Raw genomic sequence first — 20,531 nt, forward strand, 5'->3', positions numbered from 1 at the left:
GGATCAGCCCTCCGGCGTCAGCACCAGCGTGGACAGGCCCGGCAGTTCCAGCGCCAGCGAGGCCTCGAAATCGTGCGAGGCGATCGCCTGCGCCTGCACGCGGCCGCCATTGCCGCCATTGGCGCCGCCATAGATGGCCGCGTCCGAGTTGAACACCTCGCGCCAGGCGCCGTCCAAGGGCACGCCGAGGCGGTAGGCCGTGCGGTTTACCGGCGTCAGGTTGCAGACCACCAGCGCCGGCGCGCTGCCCTCAGGCCCCAGCCGCAGGAAGGCCAGCACGCTGTTCACGGCATCGTCCATCACCACCCAGCGGAAGCCGGCCGGGTCGCAATCCAGCGCGTGCAGGGCGGGCAGCGTGGCGTACAGGCGGTTGAGGTCGCGCAGCAGGCGTTGCAGGCCGGCATGGCGTGGGTCGTCCAGCAGGTGCCAGTCCAGCGAGCGGTCGTGGTTCCACTCCCGCACCTGGGCGATCTCGCCGCCCATGAAGAGCAGCTTCTTGCCCGGATGCGTCCACATGAAGGCCAGGTAGGCGCGGAGATTGGCGAATTTCTGCCACTCGTCGCCCGGCATCTTGCCGATCAGCGAGCCCTTGCCGTGCACCACCTCGTCATGGCTCAGCGGCAGCATGAAGCGCTCGGAATAGGCGTAGACCATGCCGAAGGTCATGCTGCCATGCTGGTACTGCCGGTAGATCGGGTCGCGCTCCATGTAGTGGAGCGTGTCGTGCATCCAGCCCATGTTCCACTTGAAGTCGAAGCCGAGGCCGCCCTCGCTGGCCTTGCGGGTGACGCCGGGAAAGGCGGTGCTCTCCTCGGCGATCAGCAGCCTGCCCGGGCAGCGCTCGGCGACGACGTTGGAGAGTTCCTGGAGGAAGGAGATGTTCTCCAGGTTCTCCCGCCCGCCATGGATGTTCGGCACCCACTCGCCATGCTTGCGGCTGTAGTCGCGGTAGAGCATCGAGGCCACGGCGTCGACGCGCAGCGCGTCCACCCCGTAATGCTCCAGCCAGTGCAGCGCGCTGCCGATCATGAAGTTCCGCACCTCGCGCCGGCCGAGGTTGTAGATCAGCGTGTTCCAGTCCTGGTGGAAGCCCTCGCGCGGGTCGGCGTGCTCGTAGAGCGCGGTGCCGTCGAAGCGGGCCAGGCCGTGCGTGTCGGTCGGGAAGTGCGCCGGCACCCAGTCGAGGATCACGCCGATTCCGGCCTCGTGGAAGCGCTCCACGAGGCGCGCGAAATGCTCCGGCGGGCCGAAATCGCCCTGCGGCGCGAACTGCCCGAGCGGCTGGTAGCCCCAGGAGCCGCCGAAGGGATGCGCCATGACGGGCAGGAACTCGACATGGGTGAAGCCCATCTCCCGCACATAGGGGATCAGCTTGTCGCCCAGCTCCTCCCAGGAGAGGGGAGCATTGCCCTCGCCGCGCATCCAGGAGCCGGCATGCACCTCGTAGACAGCCATGGGGCGCGTCGCCGGGTCGCCGGGCGGGATCTCGCGCGGCGCCGCGCGGATGGCCGCGGTATCGGCCACGATCGAGCCGGTGGCGGGGGCGGGCTCGGCCTGCCAGGCCACGGGGTCGGCCTTCAGCGGCAGGATGCTGCCATTCGGGTCCAGCAGCTCGAACTTGTAGACGGCACCGACGCCGAGGCGGGGGATGAAGATCTCCCACACCCCGCATTCCTGGCGCAGCCGCATCGGGTTGCGGCGGCCATCCCAGCTGTTGAAATCACCCACCACCGAGACACGCTTGGCATTGGGCGCCCAGACGGCGAAGCGCACGCCGGGCACGCCCTCCACCTCCATCGGGTGGGCGCCAAGGCAGCGGGCGATATCCTGGTGGGTGCCCTCCTTCAGCAGGTGGATGTCCAGCTCGCCGAGGAGCGGGCCGAAGGCGTAGATGTCTTCCGCCTCCTGCACCACGCCGCCCCAGTCGATGTGCAGCCGGTAGTTCCCGGCCGGCACCGGGCCCTCGAACAGGCCGGTGGCGTGGAGCGGCGTCAGCGGATGCAGGGTGCCATTCTCCGCCACCGCCGAGACGGCGGTGGCGCCGGGCAGCATGGTGCGCACCACACGCCCTGCCGGGGTGTCATGCGGGCCCAGCGCGGCGAAGGGGTCGCCATGGCGGCCCTCCGCCAGGGCGTGGATGGCCTCGGGGGGCAGCGTGGTCTCGGCCATGCGTCAGTCCTTCGCCGGGAGGCGCTGCGCCAGCTCATCCAGCCCGCGCATCGGGATGCGCAGCCAGGCGGGGCGGTTGGCGGCCTCGTAGCAGATTTCGTAGGCGGCCTTTTCCAGCAGGAAGAGGTCGAGCAGCGCCGTCTCCGCCTCCGGCCGCACCCAGGGGCGCGGCGTCTCGGCATGCACGGCGCGGTAGGCGTCGAGGAAGGCGGCGCTGGCGCGGCTGTGGAACTCCTCCAGCAGCACCGCCGGGCGGCCATCGCCTTCCGGCGCGGCAGCCTGCAGCTCCGGCATCACCGTGGCCACGGCATAGTCGAAGGAGCGCAGCAGCCCGGCCACGTCGCGCATCGGCGAGGATTTGGCGCGGCGCTGCGCCAGGGTCTTGGCCGGCTCGCCCTCGAAGTCGATGATGCAGGCATCGCCCTGCACCACCAGCACCTGGCCGAGATGGAAGTCGCCATGGATGCGCGTCTTGAGCGCGCCCTCGGCGGCGGCGGCGAGGCCATCGACCGAGGCCAGCAGCGCGGCCTTGCCCTCCAGCAGCCGGGCGGCGCGCTCGGCATCCTCGGGGCTGGCCCAGTCCTTCACGCCGCCGATGGCGCGCAGCGCCGCCTCGATCTGGGTGCGGGCGCCCTTGGCCCAGCCGCGCGCATCCTTCTCCGTGGCCGGCTCCGGGTTGAAGGCGGCGTCCTCGCTCTCCTCGGCCAGCAGCGCGTGCATCTCCGCCAGGCGCCGGCCGAGGGCGGTGGCGAACATGGTGTAGTTGGAGAACACGTCCTCCTGCTCGCCCGCCGGCCCCTCGGTCATGGCGATCTGGCCGACGGTGCGGGTCAGGTAGTCGGTGGTCCAGCCCCAGCCATCGCCCTGGTTGCGGACGAAGCCCTGCACGACCACGAGGGTGCGCGGCGTGCCGTCCGGCGTCACCCGCACCACCTCGCCCAGCAGCGGCGCGGTCTGGCCGAACCCCTTCTCGGTGAGATGGCGGGTCATCTCCGTCTCGGGGCTGATGCCTTCGGTGACGCGGCGGACCAGCTTCAGCACCGCGTGCTCGCCGATGATCAGCGAGGAGTTGGACTGCTCGGCCGAGAGGCGGCGGATCTCCGCATCCTGCGGAATGTCCATCCCCTCCAGCAGGGAGGTGGGCAGGAAGCGGATCTCGCCTTCGGAGAGCGGCATCACCGCCTTCTCGCGCAGGCCGCGCAGCACCGACCAGGGCAGGACGTCGAGCGCGAAGGCATCCGTCAGCACGCCGACGCGGCGGCCGCGGCGGATGCGGGCGAGCGCCAGCTGCTGCGGCAGCGCGGCGCTCGTCTCATCCTCCCAGGCGATGCCGAGGGGCAGCAGGTAGCGCGCCTGGCCCTCGCCCTCGGGCACCTCCACCTCGGCCAGCAGCACCTCGACGGTGCGGCCGGCGAGCGCCTCGGCGAAGGCGAGGCGCGGCTGCAGCGCGCCGCCGCCATCCTTGCCGGCGAACCAGCGGCGCTTGGCGAGGTACTTGGGCAGGGCGTCCTGCTCCAGCACCTTGCGGGAGGCGGGTGCCAGCACCTCGTTGAGGCCGCTGCGCATCACCAGCGTGGAAAGCTCGGTCATGGGTTCGGGGGCCGGTGTGTGCCAGGTGGGCATAGCGGCTTCCGTGGCCAGCACGAACCAGTAGAAGCCATAAGGGGGAAGGGTCAGCAGGTAGGTGAGCTGCCCGATCGGCGGGAAGGAGGTGCCGCCGAGCAGCTCCACCGGCACGCGCCCGGCGAATTGCGAGAGGTCGAGCTCCACCGCCTGCGCGCTGCGCGAGAGGTTGCAGACGCAGAGGATGGTCTCCCCCTCATACTCGCGCAGATAGGCCAGCACCTTGCGGTTGCCGGGATACAGGTAGCCGAAGCTGCCGCGGCCGAAGGCCTGGTGGCGCCGCCGCACCGCCAGCATCCGCCGCGTCCAGTTCAGCAGCGAATGCGGGTCGGCCGACTGCGCCTCGACGTTGACGGCCTCGAAGCCATAGACCGGGTCCATGACGGCGGGCAGTACCAGCTTGGCGGGGTTGGCGCGGGAGAAGCCGCCATTGCGGTCGGGCGACCACTGCATGGGGGTCCGCACGCCGTCGCGGTCGCCGAGATGGATGTTGTCGCCCATGCCGATCTCGTCGCCGTAATACATCACGGGCGTGCCGGGCATGGAGAGCAGCAGCGAGTTCATCAGCTCGATGCGGCGGCGGTCATGCTCCAGCAGCGGCGCCAGGCGGCGGCGGATGCCGAGGTTGATGCGCGCGCGCTTGTCGGAGGCGTAGGTCTCCCAGAGGTAGTCCCGCTCCTTGTCGGTCACCATCTCGAGCGTCAGCTCGTCATGGTTGCGCAGGAAGATCGCCCACTGGCAGTTCTCGGGGATCTCGGGCGTCTGCCGCAGGATGTCGGTGATCGGGAAGCGGTCTTCCTGCGCCATCGCCATGTACATGCGCGGCATCAGCGGGAAGTGGAAAGACATGTGGCATTCGTCGCCATCGCCGAAATACTGCTGCGTGTCCTCCGGCCACTGGTTGGCCTCGGCCAGCAGCATGCGGCCTGGCGCATGCGCGTCGAGCGCCGCCCGAATCTTCTTCAGGACGACATGCGTCTCGGGCAGGTTCTCGTTGTTGGTGCCGTCCCGCTCGATCAGGTAGGGGATGGCGTCCAGCCGCAGCCCGTCCACGCCGGCATCGAGCCAGAAGCGCATGACGGAGAGCACTTCCTTCATCACCTGCGGGTTGTCGAAGTTCAGGTCCGGCTGGTGGCTGTAGAAGCGGTGCCAGAAATAGGCGCCGGCCACCGGGTCCCAGGTCCAGTTCGACTTCTCCGTATCCAGGAAGATGATACGGGTGCCGTCGTACTTCTTGTCGGTGTCGGACCACACGTAGTAGTCGCGATGCGCGGAGCCGGGCTTGGCGCGGCGCGCGCGCTGGAACCAGGGGTGCTGGTCCGAGGTGTGGTTGATGACCAGCTCGGTGATGACGCGGATGTTGCGCGCATGGGCCGCGGCGATGAACCGCTTGATGTCGGCCATCGAGCCGTATTCGGGATGGACGGCCTTGTACTCGGCGATGTCGTAGCCGTCGTCGCGCCGCGGCGAGGGGTAGAAGGGCAGCAGCCAGACCGCGTCCACGCCGAGGGAGGCGATGTAGTCGAGCTTCGCCATCAGGCCGGGCAGGTCGCCCACGCCGTCATCGTTCGAATCGAAGAACGACTTGATGTGGAGCTGGTAGATCACCGCATCCTTGTACCAGAGCGGATCTTCCGGCATGTGCGGCTTGTCGTTACGCGGCATGGATCAGGCCTTGTCGGCGGCGCGGAGGCGCCAGATGGCGAAGGGCATGGCGTGCGGGTCGAGGCGGAGACGGCGGTGGGTGCCCTGCCACACCTCCTCACCGCCCTGCATCAGGTTCTCGGCGACGAGGCCGGCGCCGTTCGGCAGGCCTATCGCGTACTGGGGCAGCTCGATATGGCTCTCCAGCGCCTGGTGCGGGTCCATCGAGACCGCGACCAGGACGACGTTCTCCCGCTCCGGCGTCATCTTCACGTAGAGCAGGATGCCCTCGTGGTTGGAGCGCAGGAAGGTGACGCCGAGATGCGAGTGCAGCGCCGGATTCTGCCGGCGGATGCGGTTCAGCGCGGTGATCTCGCCGGTGATGTTGCCCGGGCGGTCATAGTCCCACACCTTGATCTCGTACTTCTCGCTGTCGAGGTACTCTTCCTTGCCCGGCACGGGCCGCGCCTCGCACAATTCGAAGCCGTTGTAGACGCCCCAGAGGCCGGAGAGGGTGGCCGCCAGCGCGGCGCGGATCAGGTGCCCGGGCCGGCCGCTGTTCTGCAGGAAGACCGGGTTGATGTCGGGCGTGTTGACGAAGAAATGCGGCTTGAAGAAGTCGCGCACCGGCGGCTGGTTCAGCTCCTCCAGGTACTGCTGCATCTCCCAGGCGGTGTTGCGCCAGGTGAAGTAGGTGTAGGATTGGCCGAAGCCCACCTTGGCCAGCCGGTACATCACCTTCGGCCGCGTGAAGGCCTCGGAGAGGAACACCACCTCCGGATCGCGCGCCCGCACCTCGCCGATCATCCACTCCCACAAGGGCAGGGGCTTGGTGTGCGGGTTGTCCACGCGGAACAGCTTGACGCCCTCGCCCACCCAGAACAGCACGATGTCGCGCAGCGTCAGCCACAGGGCCGGCATGGCGCCGGGCTTGTAGAAATCGACGTTGACGATGTCCTCGTACTTCTTCGGCGGATTCTCGGCGTAGCGGATGGAGCCGTCCGGGCGCCACTCGAACCATTCCGGGTGGTCGCGCAGCCACGGGTGGTCGGGCGAGCACTGGATGGCGAAGTCCAGCGCCAGCTCCAGCCCGTGCTGCGCGGCGGCGTCCCGCAGGCGGCGGAAATCCTCGATGGTGCCGAGCTCGGGGTGCACGGCGTCGTGCCCGCCCTCCTCGGAGCCGATGGCGTAGGGGCTGCCCGGATCGTCCGGCCCCGGCGTCAGGGTGTTGTTGCGCCCCTTGCGGTTCTTCTTGCCGATCGGGTGGATGGGCGGGAAGTAGAGCACGTCGAAGCCCATGTCGCGCACCCGGGGCAGGGCGCGGATCACGTCGTCGAAGGTGCCGTGGCGGTTGGCGTCGCCGCTCTGCGAGCGCGGGAAGATCTCGTACCAGGAGGAGAAGCCGGCGGCGCGGCGCTCCACATCCAGCGGCAGCGGGGCCTCGCGCACGCGGAAGGGGCGGTCATCGGCCAGCGTCATCAGCCGCACCGTCTCGGGCGCGGTGAACAGGGCCACGGCCGTCGCGTCGTCGGCGCTGCGGAGCTGCGCGACCAGCCCGGCCAGCGCCTCCGCCTCGGCGCCGGAAAGGCGCGGCTGCGCCTTCTCCAGATGGATCAGCCCCTCCTGCCGCTCCAGCGCGATGCGCACGCCGGCGGCATGCTTCTTGGTGATCTCGTCGCGGAAGGCGGCGTAGTGGTCGACCCAGGCCTCCACCGTGTATTCGTGCCGGCCCACCCGCTCGGGCACGAAGGCGGCGGTGTAGATGTCGTTCACCGTGTGCACCATCGGCACCTCGCGCCAGCCCTCGGCGTCGGCGGCGCGCCAGAGCAGGCGGACGGCGATCTTGCCGTGCCCCTCGGTGAACACGTCGGCGGTGACGATCACCGCCTGGCCCACCGGGCGCTTCACCGGGAAGCGGCCCATGTCCACGGCCGGCTGCATGGCCTCGATGGCGATGCGGGGCGCCGAGATGGCCTGGCCGACGGCCTCTCCCTCATCGGCCAGAGGCAGCTGGATATCGGCCACGTCGTCGATCGGCATGCTGCGGATTTCTCCCGGCGCCAGCGCAAGCCGGCCCTCGGCGGTGATGGCGTTCTGCGGCAGGCTGCCCGGCCGGGGCAGCAATCCGGTGACCTGCGCGGCGGAGAGCTTCGCGGGGTGGCGCAGGGAGGGGTTCGCCAGCACCACCATCCGGCTGTCCGCAGCCTCGCGCAGCAGCGCCACCGGCGCGTGCGGGGCGGAGAGCAGGGCTGGCGCGGCGCGGCCCTGCGCGGCGGGCAGCCGGGCACGCTCCGCATTGGCCTCGCGCACCGCCCCCGTCAGGTCCAGCCTTGGCGCGCGGCGCAGCGCGGCGAAATCGCGGGCCTCGCCAGCGCCCTGGCCCATGCGATGGATGGCGCCATACTCATAGCCCATCGGCAGCATCCAGGCCGTGCCGGAGAGGGCCGCGAAGCGCAGGGCGCGCAGCGCGGCGCGGCCAGCCTCGGCACGGTCTGCATGGCGGGTGGCGAGGCGCGGGGCGAAGGGCGCCTCCGGTGCCGCCAGCAGCGGCGCCACGGGGGCGAGGCGGCTTACCTCGTCCGGCCACCACGCGGCCGAGAAATCCCACCAGGGCAGGGAGGATGCCACGAGGTCGAAGCCAGCGCCCGCCAGCCCCGGCACCGCGCCGGCCGGCAGGCCGGGCGCCCAGGCGATGAAGGCCGTATCCGGCGCCGCCTCGCGCGTGGCGGAGATCAGCGGCTGCCAGAACGCCTTCCCCGCGCCGGGCGAAAGGCAACGGAAGCCGGCGATGCCGGCCTGCGCCCATTCCACGAGCCGGGCGGCCCACCACGACCGCAGGGCGGCCGGCGCGGGATCAGCCAGCGCCACCCCCGGCTGGCCACGCGGGTCCGGCGGCGCGTCCCGGTCGGGGTCGCCGGCCTTCCAGCCCGGGTTCTGGCGCAGCAGGACGGCGTCGCGCGCCATCCGGGCCGTGGGCAGGTCGAGGATCACCGAGAGACCCTGCGCGCGTGCCGCCTCGGCCAGCCCGCGCAGGGCCTCCAGCGCCGCGCCGCCGCCCAGCGCCGGGTGCAGCCGCGCGAGGTCGCGCGGCTGGAACAGGTCGCCCTCCAGGCCGGGCTCGAAAGGCGGCGCCAGGGCCACGCTGCCGAAGCCCAGCGCGGCGACGCGCCCAAACTCCTCCTTCCAGAGATCCATCGCTCCGGTGAGGGGTCCGACGGCAAGGGGGTTCATGTAATAGATGGCGTTGGGGAAAGCGGCATCAGGCAAGAGAGATGCGTCCTTTGTCGCCGGTGGCGTGGAAGGCTGTGGGCTCGCAACGCCGGGCGCCGCCCAAGGTTGCGTGAGGAAGGGCCGCAATCCCGCAACCTCCCGGCGCCGGCACCGTTAGCGCTCAGGCCGGGTGTGTGCCCGGCCAACCACGATGAGGGAGGGCGCCCATGCCAGACTTCCATCCCGGCCACTTCCGGCACTGGCGGAACGCATCCCGGTGCTGAGCGTCGCGGAGAAGGAGGACGTCGTCCTCGCCGCGCGCTGGCGGCGGGTCAGGCAGCACACCGACCGCCTCGCGGCCGCCCTCAGCGATGAGGATCAGTGCATCCAGTCGATGCCGGATGCGAGCCCCGCCAAATGGCACCGGGCCCACACCACCTGGTTCTTCGAGCAATTCGTGCTGGGCCCCAACCTCCCCGGCTACACCCCCTTCGACGAGCGCTTCTCCTACCTGTTCAACTCCTATTATGAACAGGTCGGGCCCCGCCACGCCCGGCCGCAGCGGGGGCTGCTCACCCGGCCCTCGGCCAGCGAGGTGGGAGAGTACCGCGCCCATGTGGACGCGGCGATGGAGCGCCTGCTGGAGCGCGGCGCGACGGCGGAGCTGGCCGATCTCGTCGAGCTGGGCCTGCAGCACGAGCAGCAGCACCAGGAGCTGCTGATCACCGATCTGCTGCACGCCTTCTCCTTCAACCCGCTGCGCCCCGCCATGATCCCGGACTGGCAGGAGCCGGCGCCCCCCTCGCGCGAGAGCGCGGCGATGCAGCCGCTGGAGGGCGGCATCGTGCGCATCGGCGCGCTGCATTCCGGCTTCGCCTTCGACAATGAGCGGCCCTGCCACGACGCGCTGGTGCCCACCGGGCGCATCGCCTCGCAGCTGGTGCGCAACGCCGAGTGGTGTGCCTTCATCGCCGATGGCGGCTACCGCCAGCCATTGCTCTGGATGGCCGAGGGCTGGGGCGCGGCGCAGCAGGGCGGCTGGGAAGCCCCGCTCTACTGGGAGAAGCGCGGCGGCCAGTGGTGCCAGATGACGCCCGGCGGGCTGCGCCCGCTCGATCCGGCGGCGCCGGTGCGGCATGTCAGCTGGTACGAGGCGGATGCCTTCGCCCGCTGGGCCGGCAAGCGCCTGCCGACGGAGGAGGAGTGGGAGGCCGCCGCCCGCCGCGGCCTGCTGGAGGATGCCGGCCGCTTCGTCTGGGAATGGACCGGCAGCGCCTACCGCCCCTATCCCGGCTTCCGCCCGCCGCCGGGCGCGGTGGGCGAGTACAACGGCAAGTTCATGATCAACACCATGGTGCTGCGCGGCGGCTCGCTCGCCACGCCGCCCGATCATGCGCGGCTGACCTACCGCAATTTCTTCCATCCCGACCGGCGCTGGCAGTTCACCGGCCTCCGCCTCGCCGAGGAGCAGTGACCCGCATGCGTGCCGTCGCCACCGCCAAGGCCAGCGCCTTCGACCCGCTGGTTGCCGAGACCGCGCTGCGCGGCCTCGCCGCCCCGCGCAAGACCCTGCCGCCGCATCTGCTCTACGATCCCGAGGGCTGCCGGCTGTTCGAGGCCATCACCACCCTGCCGGAATACTATGTGACCCGCACCGAGCTCGCGCTGCTGCGGCAGGTGGGGCCGGAGCTGCGCGCACGCATCGGGCGCGGCGCCTCGGTGGTGGAATACGGCGCGGGCTCCGCCACCAAGGCGGCATTGCTGCTCTCCGCCCTGGAGGCGCCGGCCGCCTACGTGCCGCTCGACATCGCGGAGGGGGCCGTGAAGGCCTCGGCGCGGGAGATCCGCGCGCGCTTCCCCGCCGTCGCGGTGCATCCGCAGGTGTGCGACTTCAACCGGCGCATCGCTCTGCCGCCGCTGCCGGCACCGCTGCTGGGCTTCTTCCCCGGCTCCACCATCGGCAATCTCGACACCGAGGCGGCGCTGGCCTTCCTGGGCGCGGTGCGCGCCTCGCTCGGGCAGGGGGCGCGCTTCCTCGTCGGGGTGGACCTGCCGAAATCGCCGGCGGTGCTGATCCCCGCCTATGACGACGCCGCCGGCGTCACAGCCGCCTTCAACCTCAACCTGCTGCACCGGCTGAACCGCGAGGCGGCGGCGGATTTCGACCTGGCGCGGTTCTCACACCAGGCGGTGTGGAACGTGGCGGAGAGCCGCATCGAAATGCATCTGCGCAGCGACACCGCGCAATCCGTCTCGGTGGCCGGCGAGACGATCCATTTCAGCGCCGGCGAGAGCATCCATACCGAGAACAGCTACAAGCGCGCACCGGAGGCCTTCCAGGCCATGGCGCGCGAGACGGGTTGGCGGCCCGAGGCAGTGTGGCAGGACCCGCAGGGCCTGTTCTCCCTGCACCTCCTGGCGGCCTGAGCCGCAGGAGGGGAGGCCGGCGGATGGGGGGAGGCGCTGCCTTCCCCCTGCATCCTGCTCAGCGGTAGCGGTGGGAGGAGCGGCTCCGCAGCAGCCGCGCCGTCAGCACGGACACGGCGGTGACGACGATGGCGGAGAGGATCGGGTTGCTCGTCACCGGCTGGGTCAGGCGGTTGAAGCGCGCGACCAGCCCGCTGCCTTGCAGGGCCAGCGCCTGCTCCTGCGGCTCGTCATGGTCCAGCATGGCGGCATAGCGGTCGCGCGTGGCGCGCACCTGGCGGTGCTGGCGCTGCAGCAACTGGCGTGCCTCCATCGGCAGGTCGGCGGCCAGGGCCTCGTCATACGCATCTTCCAGCGCCGCCTCGCCGCGCACCACCTCGCGCAGCACCCGCAGCCGGCCCTGGCCGAACAGCGTACCCTTCAGGTCGAGGAAGGCACGGTGCGCCGCCCCCAGCGTGCTGCCGCCCTTGCGCGGCGCCTCGTCATGCTGCCGCAGCAGGGCATCCACATCCTGCGCCATCTTCTCGCGCTTCTCCGCGAGTTCCGTGAACTCGATACGGAGGAACCGGTCATGGGTCAGGCGGCGGCCCTGGTCGTAGCCGCGGTGGCTGTCATGCAGGTAGGCGCTGAGGGTCTTGAGGGCGGAGGGCTCGATCCCGTCGGCGGCGGCGACCATCTTATCTTCGCTTGTTGTCATGCCTGTTCTCCAGCTTACAGGGCCATGCTGGGCACGGCCGCTCTGCCGGAAGAACGCCCGAGACCCGCCGATCGTTCCAGCTTGGCCGCCCACGAGCGTGATCTCGGCAGGGCCGGAGGCGGTAGAAGATGAGGCCCTGCCGGCCCGGCACCCTGCCGGCCCGGCACAGGGCATGGCCGCGGGCGCGCCTCCCCGATTCCGCTCCTCAGGGCTTGGTCGTCTCGGGGGGCGGGTTCATCGGGCCGGCCTTGCCGTACTGGGTGTCGGGCAGTTGCCGCTGCGCCCCTTCCGGCAAGGGCTTCGGATCGGGGTCCTGCTCGTGCGAGGTGCCGGGCGAGGGAGGTTCCGGGCTGGGTTCCGAGGGAGCATTGGCTGGGTCCCTCGGCGCCACGCCACCGGCTCCGGTTTCCGGCGTCAGCTGGGCCTGCTTCGCCGCGCGCTGCCCCTCCGGGGCCTCAGCCTCGCCATCGCCATGGGGCGGACGCGGCGGGGGGCGGGTGTTGGACATGTCTGGCTCCTTGCCCCGTTCAGGCGGCGCTGGCCACTTTGGCCGGCATCAGGGCCATGCCGCGGTCGCGCTCCACCTCAGGGCGCGGCCGCAGCTGCGTCAGCACGGCGCCGGCTTCCCGCGCCATCTGCCGATGCGCCGCCAGACGCTCCGCCAGCGCGGCGCGCAGAGCGTAGGAGGGGCTGTCGGCGGCGGAACGGGTGGTCAGGGGCACGATGCTGTCGATGGCCATGGAAGGCTCCTGCGGGGCCGGTTGGGGGAGGGCGGACCGGCGCTGCCGCGCCGGCCAGCGTCTCAGGTTTCGTCGGAAGGCGGGCTCTTCTGCTGCGTGCGGCCGTGCGTGGCCTGGCCGCCCTTGCGGCCCGCCTGCGCGGCGAGGGTGCGATCGCGCGAGAAGGACCGGTCGGCAGCCTGCACGGCCTGGCCACCCTTGCGGCCGGCCTCGGCGGCGAGGGCCGGATCCTGCGCGAAGCTCCGCTTGGCGGCGGGCACGCTCTGGCCGCCCTTGGAAGCAATGGTGCGCTGCTTCGCCTCATCCATTGATGCGAAGCCTTGCTTGCCACTGCCGGTGCGGGACTGGGACATGGGAAACTCCCTTCGGGAGCCGCGCGGCTTGCCACACGGCCGGAGGTGGACAACGAAGCCCGGCACCGCTTGGCCCAGGCTTGCCATCAACCGCTCCGCCGTGGCCAAGTTCCGGTTGCAGGGCCAGCTCGGCCACTCCCCCCGAAAACTTCCCTGTGATTGGTCCCGCAGCCATCGCCTTCGGTCAGCTGAAGGCGGCGGCCAGCGCGAAGGCGACGATCACCAGCACGAGCGAGATCAGCAGCACCCAGCGCATGTGGCCGAAGGTGACGCCCTGGCGTGCCTGGGTGGTGTCGATGGGCTTGTCCGGCATCGGGGCGCTGTGATGTCCCGGCGGCGGCTCGATCACCCGCTCGCGCGCGGGAGGGTCATTCTTGGTATCGGACATACCTGTGGAACTCCTCTGGCAGACGGGATGCTCCCGCGAAAGGGATGCGCCCGTGATGCTGGGAAAAAGCCTCGGCCTGGGCAGAGTTGCAGGTTGCGGTGGAACCATGAACCGGCCGCCGCGTTATTCCCCGCGAGACAAACAACCAGTGGGAGAGGTTTCCATGTCAGAACCGATCCAGAATCAGCCCGGCGCCGCTGCCCGTCAGGATCGCGCCGCGCTCATTGCCTCCGACCGGGTAGAGGGCACCGCGGTCTACGACACCTCCGGCAACCGGCTGGGCTCGATCGACACGCTGATGATCGACAAGGTGCAGGGCCGGGTCGAGTACGCCGTCCTGTCCTTCGGCGGCTTTCTCGGCTTCGGGGGCTCGCATTTTCCGCTGCCCTGGAACCAGCTCCGCTACGATGTCGGGCTGGGCGGATACGTGGTCGACGTGACGGAAGAGCAGCTGGCCGATGCGCCCTCCTACAAGGCGGGCGAGACGGTGGACTGGTCCGATGAGCTGTGGAGCGGCCGAGTGCGCGGCTATTACGGCCCCTCGCCCTACGGATCCCGTGACGGCCTCTGAGGCCGGCGGGGGACGAGGAGGGAAATGCCTCCACGCTGCCCCGGACTACCCGGGACCATGGGGGCAGACCGAAGCAGGGGAGGTTTCAGAAGCTCAGCCGGCGCTGTTCCTCGGCGGCCAGGGCGCGGGCGCTGGGACGGAGCGCCATGCGGCGCTGTGGCACGGAACGCTGGAGCTTTTCCTCCTCCAGCAATGCCAGCAGGGCGGAGCGGGCGCGGTGGACGCGGCTCTTGACGGTTCCCACGGCGCAGTTGAGCACCCTCGCCACATCTTCGTAGGGCATGTTGGAGCCGGCGACGAGGGTGAGGATCGAACGCTGGTCCTCCGGAAGCCGGTGGAAGATCCGCTGGAAATCTGAAAGCTCCAGCCCGTCCTCCTGCCGTGCCCCGACCGGCACGCGCTCCATCTCCCCTTCGTCGAACTCCCGGGTGGCTTTGCGCTTGGCGACGAATTCGTTGAGGAAGCGGTTGCGGAGGATCGTGAACGCCCAGGCCTTGAAGTTTGTTCCTGGCTGGTAACGATCGGCCGCGTGGAGGATGCGAAGCACGGCATCCTGCACCAGATCATCCGCATCATGACGGTTGCGCGTCAGAGAACGTGCATAGGCGCGGAGATCAGGGAGACAGCCGAGAAGCTCGTCGTCGATCTGAATCATTGTGACCTGTCTTGCAGCGGAGACAAACGGGAAACACCCCCCGGCGTGGGAAGTTGCGGAAAGAGGGCGAAGCTGCCGCGATGCGGCGTGGGCGCGCAGGCGCCGCACGACGCTAGGATGGCGCCAGCGAGCTTCGCCTTCACATCTGCCGGCGGTCGGCGGATGGGCGTCTCGTCCAACAGGGGCGGCACGGCCGTCCCGCAGGAGAATCCGCATGTACTTCGATCGCACCACCGCTCCGCAGGCCGACAGCAACGCCACCGGCCGCGAGGCCGCCCTGGGCGCCGCTTCCAGCCCGCTGCCGATGGAGGCACGCCTCGACAACCTCGAGCTGCGGCTGGAGGCCGGGACCCGCACCGCCTGGTGCACCATGCGCCCGCAGGGCCGCCCGAGCTACACCCTGGCCCTGATGCAGGACGTGCACCGCATGCAGGATATCATGGCCCGCTTCCACGCCGAGCACGCGGCGGCGGGGCAGGCGCCGTCCGAGTGGTTCGTGATGGCCTCGGCGGTGCCGGGCATCTACAACCTCGGCGGCGACCTAGCCCATTTCGCCGAGCGCATCCGCTCGCGCGACCATGCCTCCCTGGTGCGCTACGGCCACATCGCCGTCGAGGCCATCCACCGCAACCACATCGCCTTCGGCCTGCCCATGGTGACCATGGCGCTGGTGCAGGGCGACGCGCTGGGCGGCGGATTCGAGCACGCCCTCTCCTTCGACCTGATCGTGGCCGAGCGCAGCGCCAAGCTCGGCCTGCCGGAGATCCTGTTCAACATGTTCCCCGGCATGGGCGCCTACAGCTTCCTCTCGCGCCGGCTGGACCGGAAGCGGGCGGAGGAGATGATCACCTCCGGCCGCCTCTACGGCGCCGAGGAGCTGCACGCGATGGGCGTGGTGGACGTGCTGTCCGAGGATGGCGAGGGCGAGGCGACGGCGCGCGACTACATCGCCCGCCACAGCCGCAAGCACAACGCGCACACCACCCTCTACCGCGCCCGCCGGCGGGTGAACCCGGTGACGCTGGAGGAGCTGCGCGACGTGGTGGAGATGTGGGCCGCCGCCGCGATGAACCTCGGCGAGACGGACCTGAAGAAGATGGGCCGCCTGGTGGCGGCGCAGGAGCGGCGCCTGGGCGGGATCGGCTCCCCCGGCCTCGCGACCGCGGCGGAGTGAAGGCAACGCGCCGGACGGGCGCCCGCCAGGGTCGGTCGGGGCTGCGCGCCAGGGGAGGGGCGCTCAGCCGCGGTGACTTTGCGGGTCCACTTCCTGGAGCAAGGCGCGGCGCGTGCGGTCCAGCTCGGCCCTGGCGCGCAGCGCGAGCTCCGCCCCCTCCCGCATCAGCGCCTCCCGCCCCATCTTGCGCCACTCCTCGCACAGGCGGCACAGCGCGGCGGCGCCGATGTTGGCGGCGCTGCTGCGCAGGGCGTGCGCCTCCGCATGGAAGCGCGGCGCATCGCCGGCGATGGCGGCGGCGGAGATCGACTCGATCAGCTCCGCCGCGTCGGACAGGAAGTCCCGCGCCAGCCCGTCCACGAACTCCTCGCCGCCGAGCTTGCGGAGATTCTCCAGCGTCTCGGTGTCCAGCGCCGGGGTGGTCATGCGGAAGCGGGGATGGGAGGCGATGTCGGCCACCGGCGCCGCGGCCCCGGCCGTGCCGCCGCGCGGCGGCCGGGCATTGGCCTCGACGATCCGCAGCAATTCCTCCGGCTGCACGGGCTTGATCACATGCCCGTCCATGCCCGCCTCGGCACAGCGGCGGGCGCTTTCCTCCGTGGCGTCTGCGGTCAGCGCCAGGATAGGCAGGTGCGGCTGGCCCAGCGCCATGACGCGGAACAGCTTGGTCGCCTCGATGCCGTCCAGCCCCGGCATGTTCACGTCCATCAGCACCAGGTCGAAGCTGTCCGCCTCCTGCTCCAGCATGTCGAGCGCGGCGTCGCCATCATCGGCCAGCCGGGCCTCGTGGCCGGCGCGCTCCAGGATCTTGGCGACGACGCGCTGGTTCACCCGGCTGTCATCCGCGACCAGCACGCGCAGGCGCCGCCCCGGCAGCGCAATGGGAGCACCGGGCTGAGCCGTGCCCGGCTGGGCGGGGCCCGGCTGGGCGGAACCCGGCGCCGCCGCGCCCTCTGGCCCGGCGGCGGGAGCGGCTTCCGCCGGCGCGGCGGGGCGGGGGCTGAGCGCCAGGGCCAGGCGCAGCGCATGGGCGATCTCGTCCGGCGCGGCCTCGGGCCGCAGCGCCGTGACATGCTCGCGCCGCATCGGCTCCGGCGCCAGCCCCTGGGGCAGGGGGGTGATCAGCACGCGGGGATGCGCCGGCGTCTCGGGCGGCAGGATGTTGCCGGGGCCGTCATAGGTGAGCAGCAGGCAGCGCCCCTCCGGCCCCTCGGGCCGGGCGCGCAGCAGGGTGGCGGCCTCGGCCGGGGTGGCGGCGTGGCGAACCTCGATGCCGAGGCTGGCCAGCGTCTCGGTCAGCGCGGCGGCGCGGATCGGCGCCGGGTCCAGCAGCACCGCGGCCAGCCCCGCCAGGCTCGCGGGCGCCACCGGCTCCGCCGGGTCCAGCAACAGGTCGAAATGGAAGGTGCTGCCGAGGCCGGGGCTGGAGCGGACGCCGATCTCGCCCCCCATCAGCCGCACCAGCCGGCGGCAGATGGCCAGGCCCAGCCCGGTGCCGCCGAAGCGGTTGATGATGCTCGGATCGGCCTGGGTGAAGGTCTCGAAGATGCGCTCCTGCGCCTCGGGCGCGATGCCGATGCCGGTGTCGGTCACCTCGGCGCTCAGGCGCAGGCGGCGGCCGGTGGCATCGGCGGGGGTGGCGTCCAGCGTCACCGTCACCCCGCCGGTCGCGGTGAATTTCACCGCGTTGCTGGCCAGGTTCAGCAGCACCTCGAGCAGGTGCCGCCGGTCGCCGCGCAGCCGCAGCGGGGTGCGGGCGCTGGCATGGACGGAGAAGCGCAGCCCCTTCTCGCGGCACTGGCTGGCCATCAGGGCGCGCAGCTCGGCCAGCATCCCGGCCACCTCGAAGGGCGCGTCATCCGTCGGCATCCGCCCCGCCTCGATGCGGGACAGGTCGAGGATGTCGTCGATCAGCGCCAGCAGGGAGCGCGCGGCGCTGTCCACCGTGCGCGTCATCTCCTGCTGCTCGGCATCGAGCCTGGTGCCGCGCAGCAGGCCACCCATGCCGATGATGGCGTTGAGCGGGGTGCGCAGCTCATGGCTGACGCTGGCCAGGAAGAGGGATTTGGCGCTGTTCGCCTCCTCCGCCTGCTGCTTGGCGAGGGAGAGCTTGCGGATCAGCGTGCCGGCGTAGAGCGGCAGGATCATCAGCCCGATCAGCAGCCCGACGGCCAGGTGCGGCTGCCCGGACCAGTAGGGCGTGGCGAGGATGACCCCGCCGAAGCCGGCCAGCGCCGCGGCCATGGCAATGCGCAGCCAGCGCAGCCCGAAGCGGAAGCCGTTGCCGAACACCACCCACAGATAGATGGGCCAGAACATGGCCACCGGCTCGCCGCCCAGGAAGAGCTGCCAGGACAGGAAGCCGCAATCGAGCAGCAGGGCGGCGAGGCGGCGCGGCTGGGAGATGCCGGGGGAGACCAGGATATGCCCCAGCACGCCCAGCGCCAGCGTGACATAAAGCGCCATCACCAGCAGCGCGCTGCGGGACTCCGCCGAGCCGTCTACCAGCAGCACGAGGATGATGATCACCGCGAAGGCCAGGCGGTTGAAGCTCATCTCGTGCTCGCTGTCCGGCCGGCCGCGCAGCCGTGCGCGCAGGCGGGACAGCAGGCCGCGCCGGGGGGGCGGGGCGCTCATGGCACCCTCAGGGCCCGCGCAGCAGTTGCGGGCCGGCGTCCTGGCCCTTGCTCTCCGGCAGCTCCGGCCGGGCGGCCGCCGCCAGGCTGGCACGCGGGATGGCGACGGGATGGCCCATCAGCTCGGCGAAATCCGCGGGTGGCACCGCCTCGCTGTAGTAGAAGCCCTGCACCTCGTCGCAGCCCTCGGCCTTCAGCTGCAGCAGCTGCGCCTCGGTCTCCACACCTTCCGCGATCACCTGCAGGCGCAGCATATGGCCGAGCTCCACGATGGTGCGCACGATGGCCGCGTCGTTCGGCTCCGTGGTCATGCCGCGCACAAAGGACTGGTCGATCTTGAGCCGGTCTATCGGAAAGTTCTTAACATAGTTCAGCGAAGAGTACCCGGTTCCGAAGTCATCGACCGAAATCCGCACCCCGCGCGTGCGCAGCGTCTGCAGCACGGCCGCCGTCTCCGGCGCCTGCTCCATCAGGATGCCCTCGGTCAGCTCGAGGTCGAGCTGCGCCGGGTTCATCCCGCTTTCCGCCAAAGCCCGCAGGACCATCGCCGCCACGTCCTGCCGGCGGAACTGGATGGGGGAGAGGTTCACCCCCATGCGGATCGGCGGCAGGCCGGCCTCCCGCCAGCGCACTGCCTGGCGGCAGGCCTCGCCCAGCACCCATTCGTTGATGGGGCCGATCAGCCCGCTCTCCTCCGCCACGGGCAGGAAGCGGCCAGGGCCCATCAGCGTCTGGCCGGAGCGCTGCCAGCGCAGCAGCGCCTCGGCGCCGGTGATGCGGCCGGTGCGCAGGTCCACCTGGGGCTGGTAGTGCAGCAGGAACTCGCCGCGGGCGAGGCCCTCGCGCAGCGCCGCCTCGATCTGCATCGCCTCGCGTGCCCGCGCATCCATGGCGGCGGCGAAGAAGCGCCAGCCATTCCGCCCCTCCGCCTTGGCCCGGTACATGGCGAGGTCGGCGTTGCGCAGCAGCTCGGCGGCGTCCGTGCCGTCCCGCGGGTAGAGGGTGATGCCGATGCTGGCGCCCACCGTCAGCGTCTGGCCGCCGCAGTGGAAGGGTTCCGACAGGCTGGCCACCACCTTCTCGGCCAGGGTGGCGGCCTCCTCCGCCTGGCTGATGCCGGTCTGCACGATGGCGAACTCGTCGCCGCCCAGACGGGCGATGATGTCGTTCTCCTGCGTGACGTGGCGCAGGCGCTCGGCCACGGCGCGCAGCAGCTCGTCGCCCAGGTGGTGGCCGAAGACGTCGTTCACCGGCTTGAAGCGGTCGAGGTCGAGGAAGAGGAGGGCGAAGATGTGGTCGCCCCGGCGGCCGCGCGCCAGCTCCCGCCGCAGCCGGTTGCGCAGGAAGGCGCGGTTGGGCAGGCCGGTGAGCGGGTCGTGGTGGGCCAGGTGGCCCAGCCGCTGCTCGGCATGCTTGCGGTCGGTGATCTCGAGCGAGGTGGTCAGGACGGATTCGATCTCGCCGCGGGCGCCCCGCAGCGGCGCCTTGGTGGTGATGAAGATGCGCGCCTGGCCATCGGCGTCCACCGCCTCCTCCTCGCGGCCCGGCAGGGCCTCGCCGGATTCGAAGACCAGCAGGTCGAGCGCGCGGGAGCGGCGGCCGCGCTCGGGGCCGAACAGGGCTTCCACCGGGTTGCCCACCAGCGCATCGGGCGTGGAGCCGGAGAAGCGGGCCTGCCAGGCATTGACGAAGACGCAGCGCCCCTGCCGGTCGGCCGCGCTGATCATGGCCGGGACCGTGTCGATCACCTGCGCCAGGGCGCGGCGGCTGTGGCGCAGCAGCTCCTCCTGGCTGCGGGCGCTGTCCTCCAGCTCCTGCTCCAGCGAGGCGGCGCGGCGCTGGATGATCTGCTGCTGCCAGCGCATCCGCAGCAGGTTGCGCGCCCTCGTCATGAACTCGTAATGGTCCACGGGGCTGAGCAGGAAGTCGGTGGCGCCCGCCTCCAGGGCGCGCAGCCGGTAGGCACGGTCGTTGTAGGCGGTGATGACGATCACCGGCACATCCGCGGCACCCGAGCCGGGCCCGAGGCTTCGCAGCTGGCGCGTGAACTCCGCCCCGTCCATTTCCGGCATGCGGAAGTCGGTGACCACCAGATCGGCGCTGTTGTCACGCAGCCAATCGAGGGCCCGCCTCGGGTCGCCGAAAGCCTCGACCCTCACATCCTTGTCGAGCGACACGGCCAGTCTGGCGAAAATGTCCCGGTTGGTCGTCCTGTCGTCCAGGATCAGGATCGTTGCCATATCT

The 20,531-nt window shown here is 71.0% G+C and carries 15 protein-coding genes; 4 read left to right on the top strand and 11 right to left on the bottom strand.

What is annotated here, in order from left to right; translation table 11 throughout:
- Positions 1–3: 3 nt before the first annotated feature.
- From glgB to CR165_RS01780, 3 genes are read right to left on the bottom strand one after another with little or no spacing between them, the layout of a single operon-like run.
- Complete coding sequence (gene glgB, locus CR165_RS01770) at positions 4–2,169, bottom strand: 1,4-alpha-glucan branching protein GlgB (RefSeq protein WP_109515230.1); 2,166 nt, start codon at positions 2,167–2,169, stop codon at positions 4–6.
- A gap of 3 nt (positions 2,170–2,172) precedes the next feature.
- The gene (treS, locus tag CR165_RS01775; protein ID WP_109515231.1) at positions 2,173–5,457 is read right to left on the bottom strand and encodes a maltose alpha-D-glucosyltransferase; all 3,285 of its coding nucleotides are present in this window, start codon (positions 5,455–5,457) and stop codon (positions 2,173–2,175) included.
- 3 nt (positions 5,458–5,460) lie between these two features.
- Complete coding sequence (locus CR165_RS01780; protein WP_219929659.1) at positions 5,461–8,703, bottom strand: alpha-1,4-glucan--maltose-1-phosphate maltosyltransferase; 3,243 nt, start codon at positions 8,701–8,703, stop codon at positions 5,461–5,463.
- A gap of 220 nt (positions 8,704–8,923) precedes the next feature.
- On the opposite strand from CR165_RS01780, the gene egtB reads away from it, so the two are divergent.
- Complete coding sequence (gene egtB / locus CR165_RS01785; protein ID WP_245906046.1) at positions 8,924–10,120, top strand: ergothioneine biosynthesis protein EgtB; 1,197 nt, start codon at positions 8,924–8,926, stop codon at positions 10,118–10,120.
- 5 nt (positions 10,121–10,125) lie between these two features.
- Entirely contained in the window at positions 10,126–11,073 is a 948-nt protein-coding gene (egtD, locus tag CR165_RS01790) for an L-histidine N(alpha)-methyltransferase (protein ID WP_109515233.1), read from the top strand.
- A 58-nt stretch (positions 11,074–11,131) separates the two neighbouring features.
- Here egtD and CR165_RS01795 read toward each other — a convergent pair whose 3' ends face one another.
- From CR165_RS01795 to CR165_RS01810, 5 genes are all read right to left on the bottom strand, one after another.
- Entirely contained in the window at positions 11,132–11,770 is a 639-nt protein-coding gene (locus tag CR165_RS01795; protein ID WP_181377962.1) for a PA2169 family four-helix-bundle protein, read from the bottom strand.
- 205 nt (positions 11,771–11,975) lie between these two features.
- Positions 11,976–12,278: a hypothetical protein gene (locus CR165_RS24370; protein ID WP_146201809.1), complete on the bottom strand. Its 303-nt coding sequence runs from the start codon at positions 12,276–12,278 to the stop codon at positions 11,976–11,978.
- 19 nt (positions 12,279–12,297) lie between these two features.
- The gene (locus tag CR165_RS01800) at positions 12,298–12,510 is read right to left on the bottom strand and encodes a hypothetical protein (protein WP_109515235.1); all 213 of its coding nucleotides are present in this window, start codon (positions 12,508–12,510) and stop codon (positions 12,298–12,300) included.
- 62 nt (positions 12,511–12,572) lie between these two features.
- Positions 12,573–12,863, bottom strand: coding sequence for a con-10 family general stress protein (locus CR165_RS01805; protein ID WP_245906048.1), 291 nt, complete (start codon positions 12,861–12,863; stop codon positions 12,573–12,575).
- Between the two features lie 184 nt (positions 12,864–13,047).
- On the bottom strand, positions 13,048–13,251 hold the full coding sequence (locus CR165_RS01810; RefSeq protein WP_109515237.1) for a hypothetical protein: 204 nt from the start codon (positions 13,249–13,251) through the stop codon (positions 13,048–13,050).
- A 163-nt stretch (positions 13,252–13,414) separates the two neighbouring features.
- Between CR165_RS01810 and CR165_RS01815 the strand changes: the two genes are divergently transcribed.
- A complete protein-coding gene (locus tag CR165_RS01815) occupies positions 13,415–13,822 on the top strand; it encodes a PRC-barrel domain-containing protein (protein ID WP_109515238.1) in 408 nt (135 codons plus the stop codon).
- Between the two features lie 85 nt (positions 13,823–13,907).
- On the opposite strand, the gene CR165_RS01820 is transcribed toward CR165_RS01815, so the two are convergent.
- On the bottom strand, positions 13,908–14,477 hold the full coding sequence (locus CR165_RS01820; protein ID WP_109515239.1) for a sigma-70 family RNA polymerase sigma factor: 570 nt from the start codon (positions 14,475–14,477) through the stop codon (positions 13,908–13,910).
- 214 nt (positions 14,478–14,691) lie between these two features.
- On the opposite strand from CR165_RS01820, the gene CR165_RS01825 reads away from it, so the two are divergent.
- A complete protein-coding gene (locus CR165_RS01825; RefSeq protein WP_109515240.1) occupies positions 14,692–15,651 on the top strand; it encodes a crotonase/enoyl-CoA hydratase family protein in 960 nt (319 codons plus the stop codon).
- 63 nt (positions 15,652–15,714) lie between these two features.
- On the opposite strand, the gene CR165_RS01830 is transcribed toward CR165_RS01825, so the two are convergent.
- Positions 15,715–18,288 carry an ATP-binding protein gene (locus CR165_RS01830; protein ID WP_109515241.1) on the bottom strand — a complete coding sequence of 858 codons (2,574 nt, stop codon included), beginning with the start codon at positions 18,286–18,288 and terminating at the stop codon, positions 15,715–15,717.
- Positions 18,289–18,295: 7 nt separating this feature from the next.
- A complete protein-coding gene (locus CR165_RS01835; protein WP_109515242.1) occupies positions 18,296–20,527 on the bottom strand; it encodes a two-component system response regulator in 2,232 nt (743 codons plus the stop codon).
- Between the last annotated feature and the right edge of the window lie 4 nt (positions 20,528–20,531).

The organism is Teichococcus aestuarii, from assembly GCF_003116135.1.
GTDB lineage: Bacteria > Pseudomonadota > Alphaproteobacteria > Acetobacterales > Acetobacteraceae > Pseudoroseomonas > Pseudoroseomonas aestuarii.